Here is a 23,210-nt window from a genome sequence, read left to right as displayed (position 1 = left end):
TTCACACGGGGTGTGAACGGAATGCCCGAACCGTCCCGCCGCGCACGCTGCCGCGGCGGGCGGAGGATCGCTTGAATGATTCACCTCGCAGGGCGCGAACGGGCCGTCTGCTCCCCCTCGTACAGCAGGGCGGCCCGCATCCGCGCAGTCCACCCCGCCGGCCTGCCCGACACTCCGCGGCGGGGACGGACGGCGAGCACACAGGAGGGGCGCGTCCGGTGGCCGGATGCGCCCCTCCTTCATGTGGCGGGGGTGGGACTACGCTCCGCGCAGTACCGCGCCCGTGCGCTCGGCGGCCAGGGCCACCGCGGCGTCGCGTGCGGCGCTCGCCTCGTCGACCGTCAGGGTGCGGTCGGCGGCGCGGAAGCGCAGCGCGTACGCCAGGGACTTGCTGCCCTCGCCGATCTGCTCGCCCGTGAAGACGTCGAACAGCCGCAGCGACTCCAGGAGTTCGCCCGCGCCCTCGCGGAGCGCCCGCTCCACGTCGGCGGCGGGCACGTCCTGGCCGACGACCAGCGCGACGTCCTGGGTCGCCACCGGGAAGGTGGAGATCCGCGGGGCGCGCAGGACGCCGTCGACGGCCTGCTCCAGGACGTCGAGGTCGACCTCCGCGGCGCAGGTGCGCTCGGGCAGGTGGAGCTCCTTGATGACGCGCGGGTGCAGCTCACCGGCGTGCCCGAAGAGGGTCTCCTCACCGGCCACGGTCACGTACAGCGCGGCGCAGCGGCCCGGGTGCCAGGGGGCGTGCCGGTCCGCGCGGACGATGACCTCGACCCCGGCCTCGCGGGCGATGGTCCGCGCGGCCTCGACGGAGTCCGCCCAGTCGGCCGGGCGGCCCTTGCCCCACCAGCCGGCCCGCTCGCGGGCGCCGGCCAGCACGACGGCGGCGCGGCGCGGCTGGCGCGGCAGCGCCGCGTCGAGCGAGGCGATGTCCTGCTCCGAGGGGCGCCGGTCGACGGGCAGCCGGACGGGCTTGGTCTCCTGACCGGTGGGAATGAAGACGAGGCCGGTCTCGAAGAGCGCGAGGTCGTGGCTGCCGCGGCCGTCGTTGCGCCGCAGCGCGCCGAGGAGGCCCGGCAGCAGCGTGGTGCGCAGCGAGGGCTCCTCGTCGGAGAGCGGGTTGACGAGCCGGACCGTGCGGCGGCGGGCGTCGTCCGCCTCCAGGCCGAGCTGGTCGAGGACCGCCTCGCCGATGAACGGGTAGTTCAGCGCCTCGACGTAACCCGCGCCCGCGAGCGCCCGGCCGACGCGACGGTGCAGCCGCTGACGGTCGGTGAGCCCGCGGCCGGAGGGCGGCGTCGGGAGCGTGGACGGAAGGTTCTCGTAGCCCTCCAGGCGGATGACCTCTTCGGCCAGGTCGTTCGGCTCGGTGAGGTCGGGACGCCAGGACGGCGTGGTGACCAGGAGCTCGTCCTGCCCGTAGACGTCGCAGCCGACCTCTTGGAGGCGGCGTACGACGGTCTCGCGGCCGTAGGCGACACCGGCGACCTTGTCGGGGTGGTCGGCCGGCATCGTGATGGTGCGGGGCGCGGACGGGGCCGTGACCTCGGTGACGCCCGCTTCGGCGGTCCCGCCGGCCAGGAGGACCAGCAGGTCGACGGTGCGCTGAGCCGCAGCGGCGGCGGCCTGCGGGTCGACGCCGCGCTCGAAGCGCTTGGACGCCTCGGAGGGCAGCTTGTGGCGGCGCGCGGTCCGGGCGATCGAGATCGCGTCGAAGTGCGCGGCCTCGATGACGACCTCGGCGGTGTGCGCGCCCTCGGCGGCGTCGGCGATCTCCGTGTCGGCCCCGCCCATGACGCCCGCGAGGCCGATGGGGCCGCGGTTGTCGGTGATGACGAGGTCGCCGGAGTCCAGGACGCGGACGGCGCCGTCGAGCGTGGTGAGCTTCTCGCCCTGCTCGGCGCGGCGGACCCCGATCGGTCCGTCGATGCGGGTCCGGTCGTAGGCGTGCAGCGGCTGGCCGAGTTCGAGCATCACGTAGTTGGTGACGTCGACGGCGAGCGAGATCGGCCGCATGCCCGCCTTCTGGAGCCGGCGCTGCATCCAGATCGGGGTACGGGCCTCGGGCTGGAGCCCGGTGACGGTGCGCGCGGTGAAGCGGGAGCAGCCGATCGGGTCGGAGACCTTGACCGGGTAGCCGTACGCGTTGGGCGCGGGCACGTCCAGGAGGGCCGGGTCGCGCAGCGGCAGGCCGTAGGCGATGGCGGCCTCGCGGGCGACACCGCGCATCGACAGGCAGTAGCCGCGGTCGGGCGTGACGGCGATGTCCAGGACCTCGTCGCGGAGCTGCAGGAGCTCGATCGCGTCGGTGCCGGCCTCGTGCTCCGGCGGGAGCACGATGATGCCGTGGGTGCCGTCGTCGCCCATGCCGAGCTCGTCGGCGGAGCAGATCATGCCGTGCGAGGTCTTGCCGTACGTCTTGCGGGCGGCGATGGCGAAGTCACCGGGCAGCACGGCGCCGGGCAGGACCACGACGACCTTGTCGCCGACGGCGAAGTTGCGGGCGCCGCAGACGATCTCCTGCGGCTCGCCGGTGCCGTTGGCGGTGCCGACGTCCACCGTGCAGAAGCGGATCGGCTTCTTGAAGCCCTCCAGCTCCTCGATGGTCAGCACCTGTCCGACGACCAGCGGGCCGCTGAGGCCGGCGCCGGTCTGCTCGACCGTCTCGACCTCCAGGCCGACGGCGACGAGCTTGGCCTGTACGTCACGGCCGGTCTCGGTGGCCGGCAGGTCGACGTATTCCCGCAGCCAGGAAAGCGGGACGCGCATCAGATCTCCATCCCGAACGGCCGGGTGAACCGGACGTCACCCTCGACCATGTCTCGCATGTCTTCGACGTTGTGGCGGAACATCAGCATCCGCTCGATGCCGAACCCGAAGGCGAATCCGCTGTACTTCCGGGGGTCGACGCCGCAGGCGGTGAGCACCTTGGGGTTGACCATGCCGCAGCCGCCGAGCTCGATCCAGCCCTCGCTGCCGCAGGTGCGGCAGGGGCGGTCCGGGTTGCCGACGGACGCGCCGCGGCAGACGTAGCAGACCATGTCCATCTCGGCGGACGGCTCGGTGAACGGGAAGAAGTTCGGCCGCAGCCGGGTCTTCATGTCCGGGCCGAAGAGCGCCTGGACCATGTGGTCGAGGGTGCCCTTCAGGTCCGCCATGGTCAGGCCCTCGTCGACGGCGAGCAGCTCGATCTGGTGGAAGACCGGGGTGTGCGTGGCGTCCAGCTCGTCGGTGCGGTAGACGCGGCCGGGGCAGACGACGTAGACCGGGGGCTCGCGATCGAGCAGGGTGCGGGCCTGGACCGGCGAGGTGTGCGTACGCAGGACGACTCCGGACTCGTCGTTCTTCGCGCCGTCGGCGCCCTCGACGAAGAAGGTGTCCTGCATCTGCCGGGCCGGGTGGTCGGGCACGAAGTTCAGGGCGTCGAAGTTGAACCACTCGGCCTCGGCCTCGGGGCCCTCGGCGATCTCGTAGCCCATGGCCACGAAGACGTCGGCGACACGCTCCATGAAGGTCGTCAGGGGGTGGCGGGCGCCGGCCGGGGTGCGGTCGTAGGGCAGGGTGACGTCCACCGCTTCCTCGACCAGGACCCGGGCGTCGCGCTCGGCCTCCAGCTCCGTCTGGCGCGCCGCGAGGGCGCGGCCCACGGCGGCGCGGGCCTGGCCGACGCGCTTGCCGGCCTCGGCCTTGGCCTGCGGGGGCAGCGCGCCGATCTCGCGGTTGGCGAGCGACAGGGGCGAGGTGCCACCGGTGTGCGCGGTCTTCGCCTGGGCGAGCGCGTCGAGGTCGCCCGCGGCGGCGAAGGCGGCGAGCGCCTCGTCCCGGATGCGCTCGATCTCTTCCGGTTTCAGTGCCTCGACCTCGACTGGGTCGTACGACTTGTTCGGTGCCGACATCTCTTCCCGTGCTTCCGATTGGCTGAATGCTGCGTTTGCCGGGGGTGCTCCCGGACCCCCGTGACCTCGCTCGAAGACCGGAGGACGCAAAGGTGCCAAGGGTCGAGTCTAAGGGTCGCGGGGCGGGTGGGGCGCCCGTGGGCCGCTCGGTGCCCTACTTGAGGAAGGCCGGCGTGCTCACGGGCAGCATAAATCGGAACTCCGCGCCGCCTCCGGGGCCGCGGCCGACCGTGATCGTGCCGCCGTGGGCCTCGACGATGCCCTTGACGATGTAGAGGCCCAGGCCCGTGCCGCCGCGCTTGCTCCCCCGCCAGAAACGGGTGAAGACGCGGCTCATCGACTCCTCGGGGATGCCGGGACCTTCGTCGCTCACGGTGACGGCCGCTCCCCTCTCGTCGCTCTTCGCCGGTGCGGGTGCCACGTCGATGGTGACAGTTCCCTCGCCGTGCCGCACCGCGTTTTCCAGCAGGTTGCCCAGCACCTGGTCGACCTTGTCCGGGTCGGCCCACACCGCGGGCAGCGGCTGGCAGGTGCGGACGAGGAAGCGGCCGGGGTCCTGGCCGGCCGCGGTGTGCGCCTGGACGTGGCGCTCGACGGCGGCGGAGAGGTCGACGGGCTGGCGGCGCAGCTCCAGGCGCCCCGAGTCGATCCGGGAGATGTCCAGGAGCTCGGTGATGAGACGTGTGACCCGGTTGGCGTCGGCGTACACCGTCTCCAGCATCAGGCGCTTCTGGTCGTCGGTGAACCGCTCCCACTTGGCCAGCAGGGTCGCGGTGAAGCCCTTGACCGAGGTGAGCGGGGAGCGCAGCTCGTGGGCGACGGTCGCGATCAGCTCGGCGTGGCTGCGCTCGGTGCGGCGGCGGGCCTCGGTGCCGCGCAGGCTGATCACCAGGCGGCGGACCGGTCCGGTGGGGGCCTCGCGCACGTAGCGGGCGGAGACGAGGACCTCGCGCCCGCCGGGGAGCAGCAGGTTGCGCTCGGGCTGGCCGCTCCGGGTGGCGAGGCCGCCGTAGGGGTCGGTCAGCTCCCACCAGCGGCGGCCCTTGAGGTCCTCCAGCGGCAGTGCGAGCTCCACGGGGCGGCCGAGTGCGGCGGCCCGGGGGACGGCGGTGATCCGGACGGCGGCGGCGTTGAAGACGGTGATCCGGCCGCTCTCGTCCGCGACGACGAGCCCGTCGGGGAGGTCGTCGGGGTCCACCCCGAGGCCACCCGCCGCGGCGTCCGCGACGGCCGCGTGTACCGCGCGCGGCCCGCTCATGCCGACAGCCATTCCCGTACCCCACCTCTCGAACCGGTGCAGTGGGCCCGAGTTCGTCACCCTACTAGTCGTCGGTGACGCTGCGACACCCCGTGGAGGCTCTCCGTCGAAGTGGGGGCGGCGCGGCGGGGTCAGCCGGTGGCGCGGCGCGGGCGCTGGGCGCGCGCGGAGGCGTAGAGGCAGACCGCGGCGGCGGTGGCGAGGTTGAGGCTCTCCGCCTTGCCGTGGATGGGCACCCGTACCACCGCGTCGGCGAGGGCACGGGTCTCCTCGGGCAGCCCCCAGGCCTCGTTGCCGAAGACCCAGGCGGTGGGCCCGCCCATGGTGCCGGCGTCGAGTTCGTCGTCCAGGTCGTCGCTGCCGGCGCCGTCGGCGGCCAGGATGCGGACGCCCGCCTCGCGCAGCCCGCGCACGGCCTGCTCGACGGGGACGCCCACGGCGACCGGCAGGTGGAAGAGGGAGCCGACCGAGGCGCGTACCGACTTGGGGTTGTACAGGTCGACGGAGGCGTCGGTCAGGACGACCGCGTCGGCGCCCGCGGCGTCGGCGCAGCGCAGCACCGTGCCGGCGTTGCCGGGGTCGCGGACGTGGGCCAGGACGGCGACCAGCCGGGGCCGGGCCGCGAGGATCTCGTCGAACGGCGAGTCGAGGAAGCGGCAGACGCCGATGAGGCCCTGCGGGGTGACGGTCTGGGAGACGTCGGCGAGGACGTCGCCGTCGGCGAGGTGGACGCGGGCGCCGGCCGCGTGGGCGGCGTCGATGATGGGCGCGTAGCGCTCGGCGGCCTCGGCGGTGGCGAAGAGTTCGACGAGGGTGGGCTCGCCGTCGGCACCCCGGTGTTCGGCGGCCTCGCGCACGGCCTGCGGCCCCTCGGCGATGAACCTGCGCTCCTTGCCGCGGAAGTTGCGCCTGGCCAGCCGCCGGGCGGCGGCGACCCGCGGCGATCGCGGGGAGATCAGTTCGGGGGTGCCCATGTCGGCGAGGAGCCTCTCTGCGTGACGAAGGTCCGGGTCGTGCGCCGCGCCCCGGGACACAGGGCGCGCAACGCACCGGACCCGCAGACGGCGGGCGCCTGCGGGTCCGGCGGGGAAGCCAGGAAGTGCGGCCTGGGTCAGGCGGCCTTCGGGGCGTTGACGTCGCTCGGGAGGGCCTTCTGGGCGACCTCGACGAGGGCGGCGAACGCGTTGGCGTCGTTGACCGCGAGCTCGGCCAGGATCTTGCGGTCCACCTCGATGTTGGCGGCCTTCAGACCCTGGATGAGGCGGTTGTACGTCATGCCGTTCTGGCGGGCAGCGGCGTTGATGCGCTGGATCCACAGCTGACGGAAGTCGCCCTTGCGCTTCTTGCGGTCGTTGTAGTTGTAGACCAGGGAGTGGGTGACCTGCTCCTTGGCCTTGCGGTACAGGCGCGAACGCTGACCGCGGTAACCGCTGGCCTGCTCGAGGATCGCCCGGCGCTTCTTGTGGGCGTTGACTGCCCGCTTGACGCGTGCCACTTGTTAACTCCTTGTAGCGGGGCCGTGGTCGTACTCACACGGCCCGGAAACGAATTGGTCCCGGTCGGATCGAGGGCGCGTCCCCGGATTCACCGGGGACGACGGCCTCACTTGCCGAGAAGCTTCTTGATCTTCTTGGCGTCGGCCGGAGCCACGACGACCGTGCCGGTCAGCGAGCGGGTCTTCTTGGACGACTTGTGCTCGAGCAGGTGGCGCTTGCCGGCCCTCTCGCGGAGCACCTTGCCGGAGCCGGTGATCTTGAAGCGCTTGCTGGCACCGCTGTGCGTCTTGTTCTTCGGCATCGCGCCGTTCTCTCCTCGTCAGTGGCGCCCCTCTCGGTGCGGGCACCGGACTGCAGGGGCGTCAGATCTTGATGGGGGTTCCGGGTGGACCCGGGGGTGCCTGGGTGGCACCCCCCGCGGTCACGCCTCGGAAGGTGTCTCGGCCTCGGCCTCGGGCGCCGCCTCGGCCGGAGCCTCGGGGGCCTGACCCGCGGGCTCGGCGTCGGGGGTGTTGTTCCCCTGGCGCTCCGCCTTGCGGGCGGCCTGGGCCTCGCGGGCCTCGGCCATGGCTTCGGTCTTCTTCTTGTGCGGGCCCAGAACCATGATCATGTTCCGGCCGTCCTGCTTCGGGTTGGACTCGATGAAGCCGAGTTCCTCCACGTCCGAAGCGAGACGCTGGAGCAGTCGGAAGCCCAGCTCGGGGCGGGACTGCTCACGACCACGGAACATGATCGTGATCTTGACCTTGTCGCCCTGCTTGAGGAACCGGACGACGTGACCCTTCTTGGTGTCATAGTCGTGCGGGTCGATCTTCGGCCGGAGCTTCATCTCCTTGATGACCGTGTGCGCCTGGTTCTTGCGCGCCTCACGGGCCTTCATGGCCGACTCGTACTTGAACTTCCCGTAGTCCATGAGCTTGCACACGGGCGGACGGGCGGTAGCCGCCACCTCGACCAGGTCGAGGTCGTACTCCTGTGCGAGTTCCAGGGCCTTGGCAAGCGGCACAATCCCGACCTGCTCGCCACTGGGACCGACAAGTCGCACCTCGGGCACGCGAATCCGGTCGTTGATGCGGGGCTCGGCGCTGATGGATCCTCCTCGGTAGCACCACGCGACCGCCTGGCGGACAGCCACGTAACGTCTGTTTCAGACAGACCAACCGCGTCGGAGCAACAAAAATGCCCCGGACGGGACACAGGCGGGGCTCCTGGCAAACCGGAACACCGCCACGGTGAACCGCGGGGCGCATCGGGCGGCTCCATCGTCCGTACGGAACGATGGGGACCGCCTGACCGGTGACCCGCCGTCCTGGGGACGGCTAGGTGGGAGAGCGGAGCCTCCACTTGTGGGCCGGGCACATAACTGCCCAGCCGGTCGTTACACAAGGTTAGCAGCTCGGCCGGGCGGGCACCAACCGGCGTCCGCACCGGCTCCCGCGGGCGGCGGGCCGGCGCCGTGGGCCTATCGTAAGGCGCATGAGTGACGCGACCCCCAGCAGTGATTCCCCCGGCTTCGACGAGATGACCCGCGACATCGCGGAGGTGCCCGCCGTCGAGGTCATCGTGACGGTCGCCGTCAACCTGATGAGCGCCGCCGCCGTGAAGCTCGGCCTGACCGAGGACGGCGACGCGCACAAGGACCTCGACGAGGCCCGCAAGCTGATCCACGCGCTGGCCGGCCTGCTGGACGCGAGCACCACGGAGATCAGCTCCTTCCACGCGGCCCCGCTGCGCGACGGCCTGAAGTCCCTCCAGCTCGCCTTCCGCGAGACCTCGCTCGTCCCGGACGAGCCGGGCCAGGGCCCGGGCGAGAAGTACACCGGTCCGGTCTTCGGCTGAGCCGCCCCCTTTCTCCGTACGTACGCGAACTTCTGCGTACGCGAACTTCTCCGTACGTACGCGAACGAGCCCCCGCCGGTTGCTTCCGGCGGGGGCTCGTCGCCGCGCGGGTACGGGTCAGACCTCGGCGGCCGTCTCGCCGCCGCGCATCGAGGGGTGGGTCAGCCGGTGGGCGAGCGCCGCGAGGATGCCGCCGGCCAGTGGGGCCACGATGAACAGCCACAGCTGGGAGAGGGCCGCGCCGCCGGCGAACAGGGCCGGGCCGAGGCTCCGGGCCGGGTTGACCGAGGTGCCGGTGAGCGGGATGCCGACCAGGTGGATCACCGCGAGGGAGATGCCGATGGGAAGCCCGTCGAAGCCGATCACCGCGACCTTGTGGGTCACCGCGAGGACCACGAAGACCAGCAGGAAGGTGAGCACCACCTCGGCCAGGAAGGCGCCGCCGAGGTTGATGTGCACGTCCGAGCGGTCGCCGTAGCCGTTGCTGCCGAACTTTCCGCTCGTCTTCAGTCCCGGGACCTGCTTGGCGAGCAGGAACAGCAGCGCCGCGCCGGCGATGCCGCCGAGGAACTGCGCGATCCAGTACGTCACCGCCGTGCGCACGTCGATCCGCCGGGCGGCCAGCATGCCGAGCGTGACCGCCGGATTGATGTGGCAGCCGGAGATCGGGCCGAGGGCGTAGGCGAGCGCGAGGAGCACGAAACCGAAGGCCAGGGCGATGCCCAGGGTTCCGATGTAATCGACGCACAGCACCGCCGCTCCCACGGCGAAGAAGACCAGCAGCAGGGTGCCGAGGAACTCCGACACGGCTGTCCGCGTCTGCATACAACCACCTCGCGAAGATCGTCCCTTTTCTTCGCAATTCTCCGGTCGCTTGCGGCTTCGCGCGCGCTGAGCCGTACGGTGATCAGCGCGTGAACAGGGGTTCACCCGGTGTGTGCGCCCCGGCCGGAAGCAGCGCGAGGTCCAGTCCCCGCACCAGCCGGGCCCGCAGCACCTCGTCGGCCGCCAGCGCGCGGGCGACGCGCCGAGCCGCCTCGGCCGGGTCGGCGCCGGCCGCGAGGACCAGGGCGAGGGTGCCGTCGGCGCTGCCGGGGCCGAGGTGGGCGCGGAGCACGGCGGGCTCGGCGGCGACCGCCGCCCGTACCGCGGCGGTGACGGCGGGGTCGTCGAGCGGATCCGCGCTGGTACGGCCCTCGGCGAGGGCGCGCAGGGCGGCGCCGGTCAGCTCGAAGGCCACGGGCCCGGCGAGGTCGAGCACCACCGTGTCGGCCTTCTCGTGCGCGGCGGCCTGGAGCGCCTGGTGCAGGGGTACGGCGACGGGGCGGGCCTGCGGGTCCCAGCGGGCCAGGGACGCGGTGGAGGTGAACGCGGGCAGGGCGCGGCGGTCCCCGGCCTGGAGGGTGGGCACGGCCATGTCGCTGGTCTTCTCGCGCCGCAGCCCCTTCTCGTCCTCCTCGACCTCACCGAGGACGGCGACCACGGGGACCAGGAGGCGGGCCCCCTTCAGGGCTTCGAGCACCGGTGCGACGGCGGTGCGGTCCCCGGCCCAGGCGGTGAGTGCCGAGGCCAGGGCGGGGTCGGCGGTGCCGTCGTCGTCGGAGTATCCGGGGTCCGGAATGTTCTTCTGCGCCACAGGGCGAGCGTAGTGCCTGGGCATTCTCATCCGGCCGACAGGTCGGACCCAGCGGGTTCTCAGCCGGGGTTCCTGGCGTCCGGGCCATGCCCCGACACCGTGTGCGCCGATCCGCCCTGCCCGTCTCCTTGACGGCCGCCGCCGTGCTGGCCGTCGCGGCCGCCGGAGGCGCGTACGTCGTCGGCCGTGCGCCGGACCGGGCGCCGGCCGCGGTCGCCTCCGTATCGTCGGCGTCACCGTCCTCGGAAGCGAGCGAGGAGCCGTCGGTGGGTCTGGACACCGGCAGCGGGACGCGTGCGGTGTACGCGGGCGCCGAGGCGACCTACGCGACGGCGAGCATCGTCAAGGTGGACATCCTGGCGGCGCTGCTGCTGCGGGCCCAGGACGAGGGGCGCGCGCTGACCGCCGACGAGCGCTCCCGGGCGGCCGCGATGATCGAGAAGAGCGACAACGACTCCGCCACCGTGCTGCTCGCGGCGGTCGGCGGGGCGGCCCGGGAGAGCGGCATCGCGCTCGCCGAGTCGGCGGCGAAGGCGGCCGTGGGCGTGCTGGCGGCGCGGTAGGTCCGCGCGTGCTCGGCGCCCCGGGCGAACCTCAGCGCCCCGGGCGAACCTCAGCGTCCCCGGGCGAACAGGGGGCGGCCGTCGCGGGCGCGCCAGAGCAGGGCGCCCGCCGCGAGCAGGAGCACGCCGAGGCCACCGGCCGCCGGGGCGAGCCAGCCGGCCGGGCTGCCGTCCTCGGGCTCGGGCGTGGGTCCTGCGCCGAAGTACCTCTTGCGGTAACCGGCCGGGGCGGAGTCGTTGCGCACGTCGGCGCGGCGCAGCCCGTCGCCCGCCTCGATGGCGGCGGCCGGGTCGACGATCCCGTAGCCGCGCGCGTCGTCACGGCCGGATGCGGGGGCGTCGCGCGCGGTGTCGGTGAGGAGCTTCTTGATCTGCGCGGGTGAGAGGCCGGGATGCGCGGACTTCACGAGGGCGACCGCCCCGGAGACGAACGCGGCGGCGGCGGACGTGCCCCACTCCACGTAGTACTTGCGGTCGGGGGCCGGTACGACGATGTCGTCGCCGGGAGCGCTGACGGCGGCGTACCAGCGGCGGGTGGAGAACGAGGCGTGCGTGCCGTACCGGTCGACGGCCGCCGCGGCGATGACGCCGGGGTAGGCGGCGGGGTACGAGATGTGGTCGCCCTTCTCGCCGCCGTTGCCGGCCGAGGCGACGACGACGGCGCCCTTCTTCAGCGCGTACTGGACGGCGGCGTCCTCGCCGGGCTCGGGGTGCGCGGACTCGCTGTCGTCGCCGAGGGAGAGGTTGATGACGTCGGCGCCGTGGTCGGCGGCCCAGCGGATGCCGTCCGCGAGAGCCGTGCCCCGTGTCTTGCGGGCCTCGGCGCGGGCCGGGTCGGTCGCTTCGAGGATGACGCGGACCGGGAGGATCTTCGCCTCGGGCGCGATGCCGAGGACGCCGTCGGCGCGGCCGCTGCCGTGGCCCCGGCCAGCGATGATCCCGGCCATGGCGGTGCCGTGCCGGGCCCAGGCCTTGTCGCCGCGCCCCGCGCCGAAGCCGATCAGGTCCTTGCCTGGCAGGACCTGGCCCGCGAGGTCGGGCAGGCTGCCGTCGACCCCGGTGTCCACGACGGCGACGGTGACGCCCTTGCCGCGGGTGGTCTCCCAGGCCCGGTCGGTGTGCATGGCGGCCAGGCCCCACTGCTGGGCCCGGATGGTGTCGGCTCCGGCGGGGGTCGCGGGGAGCAGGGCGAGGGCGGTGGCGGCGCAGAGGGCGCCGAGGACGCGGGCACGGGTCATCGCGGCTGCTCCGTGAGGTCGGCCACGCGGGTGCGCAGCGCGCGTTCGACGCGGTCGGCCAGGCCCTTGGCCTCGTGGCCGAGACCGGCTTGGGCGGCGGGGGTCGTGGCGCCGGACGCCATGGCCTGCGCGGCGGGCTGGGGCGAAGCGGTCGTGCGTCCGTCGGCGAACCCGGACACGGCGAAGGCGACGACCGGGATCTCGGTCAGCACGTGCACCGACCAGCTGGCCCGCTGCCGGTCGCCGAACGAGGCGGCCGGGGTCCCCTTCACGGGGTAGGTGCGGGGCAGCAGGTCGGTGCGCCGGTCGAGGTGCTCGTCGGCGAACCGGGCGCTCAGGGCCCGCATCGCGGCGGAGTCGGCCTCGGTGAAGACCAGTCCGACGGTGGTGACGTTGCTGGCCGTCGCGTCCCTGTACGTGGCCCGCAGGACGCGGGCGCAGCCGACCGTGCGCAGCGTCTTGGCGAGCAGCGGGTCGAGCGCGGTGGCGCAGTCGCTGTCCGGGGCGACGGCGAGCCGCGTCCAGAGCCGGTCGGCGCCGCCCGGCCCCGCGCCCTCGCCCTTCACGGTGCGCGGGAAGAGGGTGTCCACGGGAACGCTGTGCCAGGCCTCCTGGCCCACGGTGTACGCGTTGCGGGCGGCGGGATCGCCGTCGGAGCCGCCGATGAGCCAACTCCCGGCGGCGGCACCGCCGATGAGCCCGAGGCCGAGCACCGTGCAGACACCTGCGGCCACCGTGCGGGACGGGCGGCGGCGGAGCGGGGGCGCCGCTTTTGGGAGCGGCGGCGTCGCGGGGGGCGGCCAGGCGGCGGGGTGCGGTGGTGTCGCGGGGCGCGGCGGCGGGGGTTCCTCCGGGGCGGGGTACGGCGGCCGGGAGGGGCGGGGAGGAGTCGTCGGGCGGGGTGGCACGGGAGCGCGCTGCGCCTCGGTACTCATCCGTCCCCCTGATCCGTTCCGTACCGCGTGCGCACCCTCGCCCGCACAGACAGGAGCCGCTCGCCGCGTGGGCGTCACTCTACGGGCTGCGGCCACCCGGGTGGGAGCGGGCGGCCCGCTCACCGGCCGATCCGCACGGATCGTCCCCCTACCCAGCGGTAGAACCGTCTGGCAAGCTGCGGCCATGACTGCCCGCGCCACTGACCGGACCCGCTACGACCGGGCCACCGCCCATCTCGACGCTCCCGTAGCCGTCGTCGATCTGGAGGCGTTCGACGCGAACGCCGACGATCTCGTACGGCGGGCCGCGGGGAAGCCGATCCGGGTGGCGAGCAAGTCGGTGCGCTGCCGGGCGCTGCTGGAGCGGGTGCTGGCCCGGCCCGGTTTCGCGGGGATCATGTCGTTCACGCTCGCGGAGTCGCTGTGGCTGGCCCGGGCCGGGTTCGACGACGTGCTGCTGGCGTACCCCTCCGCCGACCGGCCGGCGTACGCGGAACTGGCGGCCGACCCGAAGCTCGCCGCCGCCGTGACGGTGATGGTGGACGACCACGCCCAGCTGGACCTCATCGACGCGGCGCGGGCCGGCGGCACCCAGGAGATCCGGGTCTGCCTGGAGCTGGACACCTCGCTGCGGATGCTCGGCGGCCGGGTCCGGATCGGGGCCCTGCGCTCGCCGCTGCGCTCCCCCGCCCAGCTGGCCGAGCTGGCCAGGTCCGTGGTGCGGCGGCCCGGTTTCCGGCTGGTCGGCCTGATGGCGTACGAGGGGCACATCGCGGGCGTCGGCGACTCGGTGGCGGGGCGTCCGCTGCGGTCCCGGGCGATCCGGCTGATGCAGGCCACGGCCCGCAAGGAGCTGGCGGTGCGGCGGGCCGAGGTGGTGCGGGCGGTCCGTGCGGTGGCGCCCGGCCTGGAGTTCGTGAACGGCGGCGGCACGGGCAGCGTGCAGCACACGGCGGCGGAGGACGCGGTGACGGAGATCGCCGCCGGTTCGGGGCTGTACGTGCCGCGGCTGTTCGACAACTACACCTCGTTCACCGCCCGCCCGGCCGCGCTGTTCGCGCAGCCCGTGGTGCGGCGGCCGGGCGTGGGCGTGGTGACGGTGCTCGGGGGCGGATATCCGGCGTCGGGCGCGGCGGGACCGGACCGGCTGCCGGTCCCGTATCTCCCGGAGGGGCTGCGCTACGACCCGCAGGAGGGGCCCGGCGAGGTGCAGACGCCGCTGCTCGGCTCCCCGGCGGACGACCTGCTGATCGGCGACAAGGTGTGGTTCAGGCACGCGAAGGCCGGTGAGCTGTGCGAGCGGTTCGACAGGCTGCACCTGATCGAGGGCGACCGGGTGACGGCGTCCGTGCCGACGTACCGGGGCGAGGGCCGCACGTTCCTCTAGGGCGTGTCCGCCTGCCCCGCCGGGTGCTCCACGGAGCTGCCGACGCCGCCGTCCGTGGCGTTTTCGCCGATGGGCCGGATGCCCTCGGTGAGGGTGTCCATGAGTGCGAGCGGCGGTCCGTCGGGGCCCGCGTCGAAGGCGTACCGGACGATGACGGGTGACTCGCTGCCGACGGCCGAGGGGAAGGCGAGCGACTGGACGTAGCCGCCGGGGCCCTTGGCGGTGGTGACCTTCCAGCGGATGTAGTAGCCGGTACGGCCGGCCACGGCGACCTCGCCTGCGGCGACCTGCCGGTGGGCGGTGATGCCACCGTGCATCCGCAGGCCCAGAACGTCCTTCTCGTACGCCCGGTCGGCGGCGTCGGTGATGTCCTCCTTCGCGAGGGCCTCGGGCGTGGTGGCGTCGGTGCCGCCGGGGGTCCGGGTGGTGACCGTGCCGTGGTAGCAGAAGGAGGACGACGCGCCGGGGCAGTCGTAGGACTCCTTGGTACGCATGGTGAGGAGCTGCCCCGAGTTCCGTTCGGGCCGTTCCCAGCCGTCGGGGATGGGCAGCGTGATGCCGTTGAGCTGGTCGACGAGCACGTCCGGATCCTGCGCGGCCGGGGTTTCCTTCGGCGAGGGGTCGTCGCCGCCCGGGGCGTCGTCGGTGCCCGTCCGCGAGGGCGACGCCGAGGTGTGGGCCCGCGGGGTCGCCGGGTCGTCGTTCCCCGTGAGCAGCACGGCCCCGGTCACGACGGCGCCGACGACGACCGCTCCGGCCGCCACGAGCGCGACGGCCCGCGCGCTGCCGCCGCCTCCCCCGCGCCCCGTGCCGCCCGGCTGCGGCGCCGCGTACGGCGGGACCGGGGCCGGGGCGGGGACGGGCGCGGCCGGCGCCCGGGTGTGGGCGGTCCACGCCGTCCCGTCCCACCAGCGCTCGGTGCCGGGCGCGGCGGTGTCCGGGTACCAGCCGGGCGGGGTCGGGTAGCTCATCGCTCCACTCTAGGAGAGCCGTCTACAGGGGGGTGACGTAGGCGCCGGAGATACCGCCGTCCACGAGGAAGTCGGTGGCGTTGACGAACGAGGAGTCGTCGCTCGCGAGGAAGGCGACGGCGGCGGCGATCTCGGTCGCCTCGGCGAACCGGCCGAGCGGGATGTGCACCAGCCTGCGGGCCGCCCGCTCGGGGTCCTTGGCGAACAGCTCCTGAAGCAGCGGGGTGTTGACCGGCCCCGGGCAGAGCGCGTTGACGCGGATGCCCTCGCGGGCGAACTGGACCCCCAGTTCGCGGGTCATCGCCAGCACCCCGCCCTTGGACGCGGTGTACGAGATCTGCGAGGTGGCGGCGCCCATCCGGGCCACGAAGGAGGCGGTGTTGATGATGGAGCCGCGGCCCTGGCGCCGCATGTAGGGCAGGGCGGCCTTGCAGCAGAGGTAGACGGAGGTGAGGTTGACGTCCTGGACGCGTTTCCATGCCTCCAGTTCCGTGGTGAGGATGGAGTCGTCCTCGGGCGGCGAGATGCCGGCGTTGTTGAACGCGATGTCGACCGAGCCGTAGGTGTCGTCGGCCGTCCGGAACAGCTCGGCGACCTGTGCGGGATCGGTCACGTCGACGCGTACGAAGGTGCCGCCGACCGCTTCGGCGGCCGCCTCGCCGGCCTTCGCGTCGATGTCGCCGCAGACGACGTGCGCGCCTTCGGAGGCGAGCCGGTGGGCGGTGGCCAGGCCGATGCCGCTGCCGGCGCCGGTGACGACGGCGGTGCGGCCGACGAGGCGGCGGCAGGTGGTCTCGTGGTCCTTGCTCATGGAAGGTTCAGGCCTCCGTGCTCAGGAAGACGTTCTTGGTCTCGGTGAAGGCGGTGAGGGCGTCGGGCCCCAGTTCGCGGCCGATGCCGGACTGCTTGAACCCGCCGAACGGGGTCCAGTAGCGGACCGCCGAGTGGGAGTTGACGGAGAGGTTGCCCGCCCGCACCGCCCGGGACACGCGCAGGGCGCGCCCCACGTCCCGCGTCCAGAGCGAGCCGGCGAGCCCGTAGTCGGTGGCGTTGGCGAGGCGTACGGCGTCCGCCTCGTCCTCGAAGGGCAGCACGACGGCGACGGGCCCGAACACCTCCTCGGTGGCGACGGGCGCGTCGGCCGGGACGTCGGTGAGGACGGTCGGCGGGAACCAGAAACCGGGCCCCTCGGGGGCGCTCCCCCGGATTCCGGCGGCGCCCTCGGGGACGTATCCGCGTACGCGTTCCAGCTGGGTACGGGAGATGAGCGGGCCCATCCGGGTCTTCTCGTCGGCGGGGTCGCCGACGGTGTGGGCGGCGACGGCGGGAGCGAGGAGTTCCAGGAAGCGGTCGTACGCGGAGCGCTGGACGAGGATGCGGGTGCGGGCGCAGCAGTCCTGGCCGGCGTTGTCCAGGAAGGAGTCGGGGGCAGCGGCCGCCGCCGCCTCGATGTCGGCGTCGGCGAAGACGATGTTCGGGCTCTTGCCGCCGAGTTCGAGGGTGACGCGCTTGAGGCGGTCGGCGCACTTGGCCATGATCCGCCTGCCGGTGCGGGTGGAGCCGGTGAAGACGATCTTGGCGACGTCCGGGTGCTCGACGAGGGCGTTGCCGGCCTCGTCGCCGGCGCCGGGCAGCACCTGGAAGAGGTATTCGGGCAGGCCCGCCTCCAGAGCGATCTCGGCGAGGCGGAGCGCGGTCAGCGGGGTGGTCTCGGCGGGCTTGAGGATCACCGCGTTGCCGGCGGCGAGGGCGGGAGCGGTGCCCCAGGCCGCGATCGGCATCGGGAAGTTCCAGGGGGCGATGACCCCGACGACGCCGAGGGGTTCCAGGAAGGTGAGGTCGATGCCGCCGGGGACGGGGATCTGCCGTCCGCTGAGCCGTTCCACTCCCCCGGCGGCGAAGTCGAGCAGGTCGCGGACGTTCCCCGCCTCCCAGCGGGCGTTGGAGAGGGTGTGGCCGGCCTCCCGGACCTCCAGCAGGGCCAGTTCTTCGGTGCGGGCGTCGACGGCGGCGGCGAACCGGCGCAGCAGCCGGGCCCGGTCCGCGGGGGCGAGCGCGGCCCAGGCGCGCTGGGCGGCGACGGCGCGGACGACGGCGGCGTGCACGCCGGCGGCCGGGGTGGCGGGGACGGTGGCGACGACCTCTTCGGTCGCCGGGTTCAGGACGTGGTGCTCGTGGATCACGTGGTCCTCACAGCTGTCGTGGTCTCGCGGGCGTCGTGGTCACAGGCGTCGTGCGCCCGGGCATCGCGTTGTCGGGCGTCCGGTCACAGGCGTTCGAAGGACCGGCGCAGTTCCCAGTCGGTCACGGCCGCGTCGAAGGCGTCGAGTTCGACGCGGGCCATGGTGCGGTAGTGCGCGACGACGTCCTCGCCGAAGGCCTCCCGGGCGATCTCGCTGTCCTCCCAGAGCGCGGCGGCCTCGCGCAGGGTGGCGGGGACCTGGTCGTACGCGGCGGTGTAGGCGTTGCCCTCGCAGGGTTCGGGGAGTTCGAGCTTGTGCTCGATGCCGTGGAGCCCGGCGGCGACGAGTCCGGCGACGGCCAGGTACGGGTTGACGTCGCCGCCGGGGAGCCGGTTCTCGAAGCGCAGCGAGGCTCCGTGGCCGACGACGCGCAGGGCGCAGGTCCGGTTGTCGTGGCCCCAGGCGACGGCGGTCGGGGCGAAGGAGCCGGGGCGAAGCCGCTTGTACGAGTTGATGTTCGGCGCGAAGAGGAGGGAGAGGTCGCGCAGGGCGGCGAGCTGCCCGGCCAGGAAGTGCCGCATCACCGGTGACATCTCCCCGTCCTCACCGGCCATGACGGAGCGTCCCGGGTCGGTGGTGGAGCGCAGCGAGAGGTGGATGTGGCAGGAGTTGCCCTCGCGTTCGTTGAACTTGGCCATGAAGGTGAGCGCCATGCCCTCCTGGGCGGCGATCTCCTTGGCGCCGGTCTTGTAGACGGCGTGCTGGTCGCAGGTGACGAGGGCCTCGTCGTAGCGGAACACGATCTCGTGCTGGCCGGGGTTGCACTCGCCCTTGGCCGACTCGACGGCGAGCCCGGCGCCCGCCATCTCGTTGCGGATGCGGCGCAGCAGGGGCTCGACGCGGCCGGTCCCGAGGACGGAGTAGTCGACGTTGTACTGGTTGACGGGGGTGAGGTCGCGGTAGCCCCGGTCCCAGGCCTGCTCGTAGGTGTCCTTGAAGACGATGAACTCCAGCTCGGTGCCGACGTGGGCGGTGTAGCCGTGGCCGGCGAGGCGTTCGAGCTGGCGGCGCAGGATCTGCCGGGGCGCGGCGGCGACGGGCGCGCCGTCGGCCCAGGCGAGGTCGGCGATGACCAGGGCGGTGCCCTGGTGCCAGGGCACCCGGCGCAGGGTGGTGAGGTCGGGGCGCATGGCGAAGTCGCCGTAGCCGTTGTCCCAGGAGGACATGGCGTAGCCGTCGACGGTGTTCATGTCGGTGTCGACGGCGAGGAGGTAGGCGCAGCCCTCGGTGCCGTGGCGCACGACCTCGTCGAGGAAGAAGGGGGCGGCGAAGCGTTTGCCCTGGAGCCGTCCCTGCATGTCGGGGAAGGCCAGGACGACGGTGTCGATCTCACCGCTGTGCACGAGGCGTCGCAGGTCTGAGAGGGCGAGCGGGGCTGTTCGGTCGGACACGGACGGGTCCTCTCCTCGCGGGCCGGGCAGGCGATCCAATCTATGGGCAGGGCGGTGGTTGTGGGTACGGTGCCGGGGTGTTCCGCGCGCCGTACGAGGAGGCCCGGTGAATCGTCCGCTGGTCGGGATCAGCACCTACCTGGAGGCGTCCGTGCGGTGGGGCGTATGGGATCTGCCGGCGGCGCTGCTGCCCGCCGGGTACGCCCGGATGGTGCGCGAGGCCGGTGGGCTGGCGGTCCTGCTGCCGCCGGACGCGCCGGAGTTCGCGGCACGGGCCGTGGCCCGGCTGGACGCGGTGGTGGTGGCGGGCGGGCCGGATGTGGACCCGGCGCGGTACGGGGCGGGGCGCGATCCGCGCACCGGGCCGCCGGCGCCCGAGCGTGACGCCTGGGAGGCGGCGCTGATCGGTGCGGCGCTGGAGTCGGGGACGCCGTTGCTCGGTGTGTGCCGGGGCATGCAGCTGCTGAACGTGGTGTGCGGGGGCTCCCTGACGCAGCATCTGGACGGTCACGGCGGCCCGGGCGGGGCGACGGGCGTGTTCGGCTCGCACCCGGTGACGCCGGTCCCGGGCACCCGGTACGCGTCCCTGGTGCCGGAGGCGTGCGACGTCCCCACGTACCACCACCAGGCCGTCGACCGGATGGGCACCGGCCTGGTGGCGTCGGCGCACGCGGCGGACGGCACCGTGGAGGCGGTCGAACTGCCCGGCGCCCACTGGGTGCTGGGGGTGCAGTGGCATCCGGAGGCGGGCGACGACCAGCGTGTGGTGCGGGGGCTGGTGGAGGCCGTACGCGGCTAGATCCGTTGTCGCAGCCAGGTCAGGGCGGCGGCGCCCTGGGCCGCCTGGAAGGCCCGGAGCGTCGGCAGGCCGGGTGGGTCGGGGCGCAGCGCGTGCTCCGCGAAGTATCCGGCCGCGGCCGCGAGTACGGCGGTGACGGCGTCGGGGTCCGCGTCCCGGCCGAGCGGGTGGGCGGTGAACAGGGCCTCGGGGTCCGGGCCGCCCTCTCCGGAGGCGTAGCCCTGCGCCGCCACGCACGGGAGCATCACCAGGAGGTCGAACCAGGGCGCGGCGCGCACCGCGTGCGGCCAGTCCACGAAGACGGTCCGGTCCCCGGTGAGCAGGATGTTGTCGGCACGCAGGTCGCCGTGGGCGAGGGTGTCACCGGCGGCGGCGTCGGCCCAGCCGGCTTCCAGCTCCGCGAGGGCGGCGAGGCGGCCGGCTGCCCAGGGGTGGAGGCGGGCGTCGCCGCCGGCCGCGTGAAGGGTGCGCCAGCCGTCGAACAGCGACGACTTGCCCCGGACTGCCGTGGGGACGTCGGCCGGGGCGGGGGTGAGGACGCCGGCGAGGTCACCGACCGCGTCCAGGACCCGGTCCAGCTCGGCACGGTCCCAGGGCACCCGGGGCTGGCGGCCGTCGATGTCCTCCAGCACGAGGGCGACGCAGCTGCCGTCGTCGTACGAGCCGAGCAGCCGGGGCACGGGGGCGTTCCCGGGCAGCGACGCCGTGACGCGGGCCTCGGCGCGGTGCATGTCGGGGCTGTCCGGGTTCACCTCGGCGCTCACGGCCTTGACGAAGGCCCGGCGGCCGTCGGCGAGCCGGACCCGGGCGGCGACTCCGGGCGAGAAGCCGCCGCTCTGGCTGCGGGCCTCGGTGACCGGCGCGCCGAGGATGTCCTCGACGGCCTCGCGTACGGCGGCGGGCAGGCCGGACCAGGGGTGGCGGACGCCCCGCGCGGGCGGCGCGGTGGTCATCGGTGCGCCTCCCCCGGCCGGGTCCAGGTCAGCGGCATCGGCCCGGTGGGGTCTCCGTAGCCCAGCGAGCGGTACAGACCCTCGCCCTCGGGGGTCGCGGTCAGGTTGATCCGGGAGCACCCGGCCTCGACCAGGTGGGCGTGGACGGCCCGGAAGGTCAGGCGGGCGTATCCCTGCCGCCGGTGGCCCGGGTCGGTGGCGACCGAGGCGATGTGCCCGATGTACGGGGCACGGCCCGGCCGGGGCAGGGACCACGTGTACCGGCCCACCGAGCTGGACAGCAGCCGGTCCCCCGCGTCGATCACATAGGCGACGAACTGCGGGTCGCCGGCGAGCCGTTCGCGGAAGTACGTCTCGCACACCGGGGTCCAGTCGGGCTCCGGGACGAGGCCCATGGAGGCGAACATGACCAGGCGCAGCCGGGTGACCTCGGCGGCGTCGTCCGCGTCGGCGCGTCTCAGGTGCGGCGGTGTGCTCATGGGGCGTCCTTTCGGTGGGTGCCGTGCCCCGCAAGGGTGTCGTGACCGGGCGGGCGGCGTCGCCCCGTTTTTCAGGGCCGGCCCTGTCAGACCAGGAGTCCGACGCCGGTCAGCAGCATCACCGCGGAGGTCGAGGCGTGGACTCCGTACGCGGTCGCCTTCGGCCCGCCGCTGCGCAGCACGACCAGCGCGTCCCCGGCGGGTATCAGGCCGAACACCAGGAGGTACCAACCGAGGACCGACGAGCTCGCGACGGCCATCAGTACGAAGAGGAAGACACCGGGCCCGATCTCCCGCAGCCCCTTCACGCGCAGCCAGGACTGGAATCCGAGGTCCTCGACCGGTGCGCCGGGGATGCCGAAACCGACGGCGTCCCGCGGTCTGACGAAGGCGTTCGCGCCCATGAGGATGAGGCCCGCGCCGAGGAGACCGGCGACGACGGTGGCAAGCGTGGTGAGCATCGGCTGTCCTTGCGTAAGTAAGAGGGTGTCGTGGTCGTCGGGTACGCGTGACGTGGCGTCAGGGGACGAGGACGATCCGCCCTCGGACGCCGCCCTCCGCCATCGCCCGGTAGGCGTCGGCCGCCTTGTCGAGCGGCACGACGGTGTGGACGCGCGTCGGCAGCTGCCCCGCCGCCACCCGCTCCAGCAGACCGGCGAGCAGCGGGCCGTCGGGGCGGGCGAAGATCACCTCGACGGTGATGCCGCGTTCCTCGGCGAGCCTGGCGGCGGGCTGCACGCCCACGAAGCGGCCGCCGTCGCGCACCGCCCCGAGGGCCGGCTCCTGGAGGGCTCCGGCGTCGAGGACGGCGTCCCATCCCCGGCCGGGTTCGGTGGTGAAGTCGACGTGCAGGCCGCGGACGAACGGCTCGTCGGCCGCCCGCGCCAGTCCGGTCACCTGCCAGCCACGCTCCTGGGCGAGCACGGCGGCGTACGCGCCCACCGCGCCGGCCGCACCGGTCACCAGCAGCCGCCGGGCGTCGCTCGGCGCCTCGCCGACGAGGTGGACCGCCTGGGCGGCGGCGGTGGCGTTGAGCGGCACCGTGGCCGCCGCGACGAGGTCGACTCCGTCCGGTACGGCGGCGACGTTCGCGGCGGGGACGACGAGGTGCTCGGCGTGGGAGCCGTGGTCGCGGTCGAAACCGTCGAGGAAGCCGGCGACCCGGCTGCCGGCCCGCAGCTCGACGTCCGGCCCGGCGGCCTCGACGGTGCCGGCGAAGTCCCAGCCGAGACCTGTCCAGTCGGGCTGGTGGACCATGCCCAGCCGGTGGAAGACGCCTGAGGCCACGCCCAGGTCGACCGGGTTGACGGCCGCAGCGGCGATTCTCACTCGGATCTCCCCGGCCCCCGGCTCGGCCACCGGCGCCTCGACGGTCTCGATGGACTCGGGACCGGACGGAACGCGGACCACGGCTCGCCGCGAAAGTACCTGATTCATCGTCAACTCCTGGTTTCCGCAGGGCTCGTGTGGGGTCTTGCCATCCCTGCTCCGGGACACCAGCATGGGAGAACCCGGTTACCACTGGGAAGTAGGCACCTTGAAGTAAGTAAGTCACCGCGCCGAGGAGATGACTGCCCCCATGGCGACCAGCACCGCGTCCGAGCGACGAGCCGAGGCCAAGCGGGAGTACGACGCGTTTCTCGCGCTCTGCCCCAGCCGCCGGCTCCTGGAGCGGATTTCCGACAAGTGGGTCGCCCTCGTGCTCGCCGCGCTCGGCGGGGACGGCCCGCGCCCCGGGGAGTCCACCGTCGAAGAGGCGCGGCCCCTGCGCTTCTCCGAGTTGTCGCGCCGGATCTCGGGCGTGAGCCAGAAGATGCTGACGCAGACCCTGCGCGCGCTGGAGCGGGACGGGATGGTGACCAGGACGGTGACCCCGACCGTGCCCGTCACCGTCAGCTATGAGCTGACCGATCTCGGCCACTCGCTCCAGCAGGTCATGCGGGACATCAAGAAGTGGGCGGAGACCAACATGGAGGAGGTCCTCACCCATCGCGACGCCTATGACCAGGGAAAGAACGGCGCCCCCCAGGTGTGTTGACCACGAGCGTTGCGACATCGGCCGGGCTTGATCATGGCGAAGACCTCCGGTGTGGTGGAAGCTGTCCGGGAACTCGCCGCACGGCGGC

General features: G+C 73.6%; 24 protein-coding genes. 5 read left to right on the top strand and 19 right to left on the bottom strand.

What is annotated here, in order from left to right; all coding sequences use genetic code 11:
- Positions 1-258: 258 nt before the first annotated feature.
- From pheT to infC, 7 genes are all read right to left on the bottom strand, one after another.
- Positions 259-2,769 (bottom strand): phenylalanine--tRNA ligase subunit beta, encoded by a 2,511-nt coding sequence (gene pheT / locus BLW14_RS26270; RefSeq protein ID WP_093709636.1) that lies wholly within the window; start codon positions 2,767-2,769, stop codon positions 259-261.
- Positions 2,769-3,896, bottom strand: coding sequence for a phenylalanine--tRNA ligase subunit alpha (gene pheS, locus BLW14_RS26265; RefSeq protein WP_018524136.1), 1,128 nt, complete (start codon positions 3,894-3,896; stop codon positions 2,769-2,771). The genes pheT and pheS overlap by 1 nt, the downstream gene beginning before the upstream one ends.
- 154 nt (positions 3,897-4,050) lie before the next feature.
- Positions 4,051-5,166, bottom strand: a complete 1,116-nt coding sequence (locus BLW14_RS26260; RefSeq protein ID WP_093709635.1) for a sensor histidine kinase — start codon at positions 5,164-5,166, stop codon at positions 4,051-4,053.
- Positions 5,167-5,285: 119 nt separating this feature from the next.
- Positions 5,286-6,128, bottom strand: coding sequence for a TrmH family RNA methyltransferase (locus BLW14_RS26255; RefSeq protein WP_093709634.1), 843 nt, complete (start codon positions 6,126-6,128; stop codon positions 5,286-5,288).
- Between the two features lie 137 nt (positions 6,129-6,265).
- Entirely contained in the window at positions 6,266-6,649 is a 384-nt protein-coding gene (rplT, locus tag BLW14_RS26250; protein ID WP_018103794.1) for a 50S ribosomal protein L20, read from the bottom strand.
- Between the two features lie 107 nt (positions 6,650-6,756).
- A complete protein-coding gene (gene rpmI, locus BLW14_RS26245) occupies positions 6,757-6,951 on the bottom strand; it encodes a 50S ribosomal protein L35 (RefSeq protein WP_003970213.1) in 195 nt (64 codons plus the stop codon).
- A 120-nt stretch (positions 6,952-7,071) separates the two neighbouring features.
- The gene (gene infC, locus BLW14_RS26240) at positions 7,072-7,785 is read right to left on the bottom strand and encodes a translation initiation factor IF-3 (RefSeq protein WP_093709633.1); all 714 of its coding nucleotides are present in this window, start codon (positions 7,783-7,785) and stop codon (positions 7,072-7,074) included.
- 341 nt (positions 7,786-8,126) lie between these two features.
- Here infC and BLW14_RS26235 point away from each other — a divergent pair, with 341 nt between their 5' ends.
- Positions 8,127-8,489, top strand: a complete 363-nt coding sequence (locus tag BLW14_RS26235) for a DUF1844 domain-containing protein (protein WP_018524131.1) — start codon at positions 8,127-8,129, stop codon at positions 8,487-8,489.
- A gap of 117 nt (positions 8,490-8,606) precedes the next feature.
- On the opposite strand, the gene BLW14_RS26230 is transcribed toward BLW14_RS26235, so the two are convergent.
- Together BLW14_RS26230 and BLW14_RS26225 are read right to left on the bottom strand one after the other, a co-directional pair.
- Positions 8,607-9,314 (bottom strand): MIP family channel protein, encoded by a 708-nt coding sequence (locus BLW14_RS26230; RefSeq protein WP_093709632.1) that lies wholly within the window; start codon positions 9,312-9,314, stop codon positions 8,607-8,609.
- Between the two features lie 82 nt (positions 9,315-9,396).
- Entirely contained in the window at positions 9,397-10,125 is a 729-nt protein-coding gene (locus BLW14_RS26225; protein ID WP_093709631.1) for an SseB family protein, read from the bottom strand.
- 86 nt (positions 10,126-10,211) lie between these two features.
- On the opposite strand from BLW14_RS26225, the gene BLW14_RS26220 reads away from it, so the two are divergent.
- Positions 10,212-10,688 (top strand): hypothetical protein, encoded by a 477-nt coding sequence (locus BLW14_RS26220; RefSeq protein WP_371128091.1) that lies wholly within the window; start codon positions 10,212-10,214, stop codon positions 10,686-10,688.
- Positions 10,689-10,738: 50 nt separating this feature from the next.
- On the opposite strand, the gene mycP is transcribed toward BLW14_RS26220, so the two are convergent.
- Together mycP and BLW14_RS26210 are read right to left on the bottom strand one after the other, a co-directional pair.
- On the bottom strand, positions 10,739-11,926 hold the full coding sequence (gene mycP, locus BLW14_RS26215) for a type VII secretion-associated serine protease mycosin (RefSeq protein WP_093709630.1): 1,188 nt from the start codon (positions 11,924-11,926) through the stop codon (positions 10,739-10,741).
- Positions 11,923-12,660 carry a hypothetical protein gene (locus BLW14_RS26210; protein ID WP_093709629.1) on the bottom strand — a complete coding sequence of 246 codons (738 nt, stop codon included), beginning with the start codon at positions 12,658-12,660 and terminating at the stop codon, positions 11,923-11,925. The genes mycP and BLW14_RS26210 overlap by 4 nt, the downstream gene beginning before the upstream one ends.
- A gap of 385 nt (positions 12,661-13,045) precedes the next feature.
- Here BLW14_RS26210 and BLW14_RS26205 point away from each other — a divergent pair, with 385 nt between their 5' ends.
- Entirely contained in the window at positions 13,046-14,248 is a 1,203-nt protein-coding gene (locus BLW14_RS26205) for an amino acid deaminase/aldolase (RefSeq protein WP_093709628.1), read from the top strand.
- On the opposite strand, the gene BLW14_RS26200 is transcribed toward BLW14_RS26205, so the two are convergent.
- From BLW14_RS26200 to BLW14_RS26185, 4 genes are all read right to left on the bottom strand, one after another.
- The gene (locus BLW14_RS26200) at positions 14,245-15,219 is read right to left on the bottom strand and encodes a DUF2510 domain-containing protein (protein WP_093709627.1); all 975 of its coding nucleotides are present in this window, start codon (positions 15,217-15,219) and stop codon (positions 14,245-14,247) included. The two genes, BLW14_RS26205 and BLW14_RS26200, sit on opposite strands and share 4 nt — an antisense overlap.
- Positions 15,220-15,241: 22 nt before the next feature.
- Positions 15,242-16,030, bottom strand: a complete 789-nt coding sequence (locus tag BLW14_RS26195) for a 3-oxoacyl-ACP reductase (protein WP_093709626.1) — start codon at positions 16,028-16,030, stop codon at positions 15,242-15,244.
- A gap of 7 nt (positions 16,031-16,037) precedes the next feature.
- A complete protein-coding gene (locus BLW14_RS26190) occupies positions 16,038-17,402 on the bottom strand; it encodes an aldehyde dehydrogenase family protein (RefSeq protein ID WP_093709625.1) in 1,365 nt (454 codons plus the stop codon).
- Positions 17,403-17,485: 83 nt separating this feature from the next.
- A complete protein-coding gene (locus BLW14_RS26185; RefSeq protein ID WP_093709624.1) occupies positions 17,486-18,853 on the bottom strand; it encodes a glutamine synthetase family protein in 1,368 nt (455 codons plus the stop codon).
- Positions 18,854-18,959: 106 nt separating this feature from the next.
- On the opposite strand from BLW14_RS26185, the gene BLW14_RS26180 reads away from it, so the two are divergent.
- Complete coding sequence (locus tag BLW14_RS26180) at positions 18,960-19,652, top strand: gamma-glutamyl-gamma-aminobutyrate hydrolase family protein (protein ID WP_093709623.1); 693 nt, start codon at positions 18,960-18,962, stop codon at positions 19,650-19,652.
- Here the strand turns inward: BLW14_RS26180 and BLW14_RS26175 are convergent.
- The 4 genes from BLW14_RS26175 to BLW14_RS26160 all read right to left on the bottom strand — a co-directional run bounded on the left by BLW14_RS26175 (position 19,649) and on the right by BLW14_RS26160 (position 22,521).
- Positions 19,649-20,605 (bottom strand): aminoglycoside phosphotransferase family protein, encoded by a 957-nt coding sequence (locus tag BLW14_RS26175; protein WP_093709622.1) that lies wholly within the window; start codon positions 20,603-20,605, stop codon positions 19,649-19,651. The two genes, BLW14_RS26180 and BLW14_RS26175, sit on opposite strands and share 4 nt — an antisense overlap.
- A complete protein-coding gene (locus BLW14_RS26170) occupies positions 20,602-21,084 on the bottom strand; it encodes a GNAT family N-acetyltransferase (RefSeq protein WP_093709621.1) in 483 nt (160 codons plus the stop codon). The genes BLW14_RS26175 and BLW14_RS26170 overlap by 4 nt, the downstream gene beginning before the upstream one ends.
- 86 nt (positions 21,085-21,170) lie before the next feature.
- Complete coding sequence (locus BLW14_RS26165) at positions 21,171-21,545, bottom strand: DUF4267 domain-containing protein (protein ID WP_093709620.1); 375 nt, start codon at positions 21,543-21,545, stop codon at positions 21,171-21,173.
- A 58-nt stretch (positions 21,546-21,603) separates the two neighbouring features.
- On the bottom strand, positions 21,604-22,521 hold the full coding sequence (locus BLW14_RS26160; RefSeq protein WP_093709619.1) for a zinc-binding dehydrogenase: 918 nt from the start codon (positions 22,519-22,521) through the stop codon (positions 21,604-21,606).
- Positions 22,522-22,663: 142 nt separating this feature from the next.
- Here BLW14_RS26160 and BLW14_RS26155 point away from each other — a divergent pair, with 142 nt between their 5' ends.
- Positions 22,664-23,122 (top strand): winged helix-turn-helix transcriptional regulator, encoded by a 459-nt coding sequence (locus tag BLW14_RS26155; RefSeq protein ID WP_093709618.1) that lies wholly within the window; start codon positions 22,664-22,666, stop codon positions 23,120-23,122.
- Positions 23,123-23,210 lie beyond the last annotated feature (88 nt).

The organism is Streptomyces sp. 2131.1 (assembly GCF_900105515.1).
GTDB classification, from domain to species: Bacteria; Actinomycetota; Actinomycetes; order Streptomycetales; family Streptomycetaceae; genus Streptomyces; species Streptomyces drozdowiczii.
The sequence above is the reverse complement of the archived record's forward strand: the minus strand, read 5'-3'. Positions and strand labels throughout refer to the sequence as shown.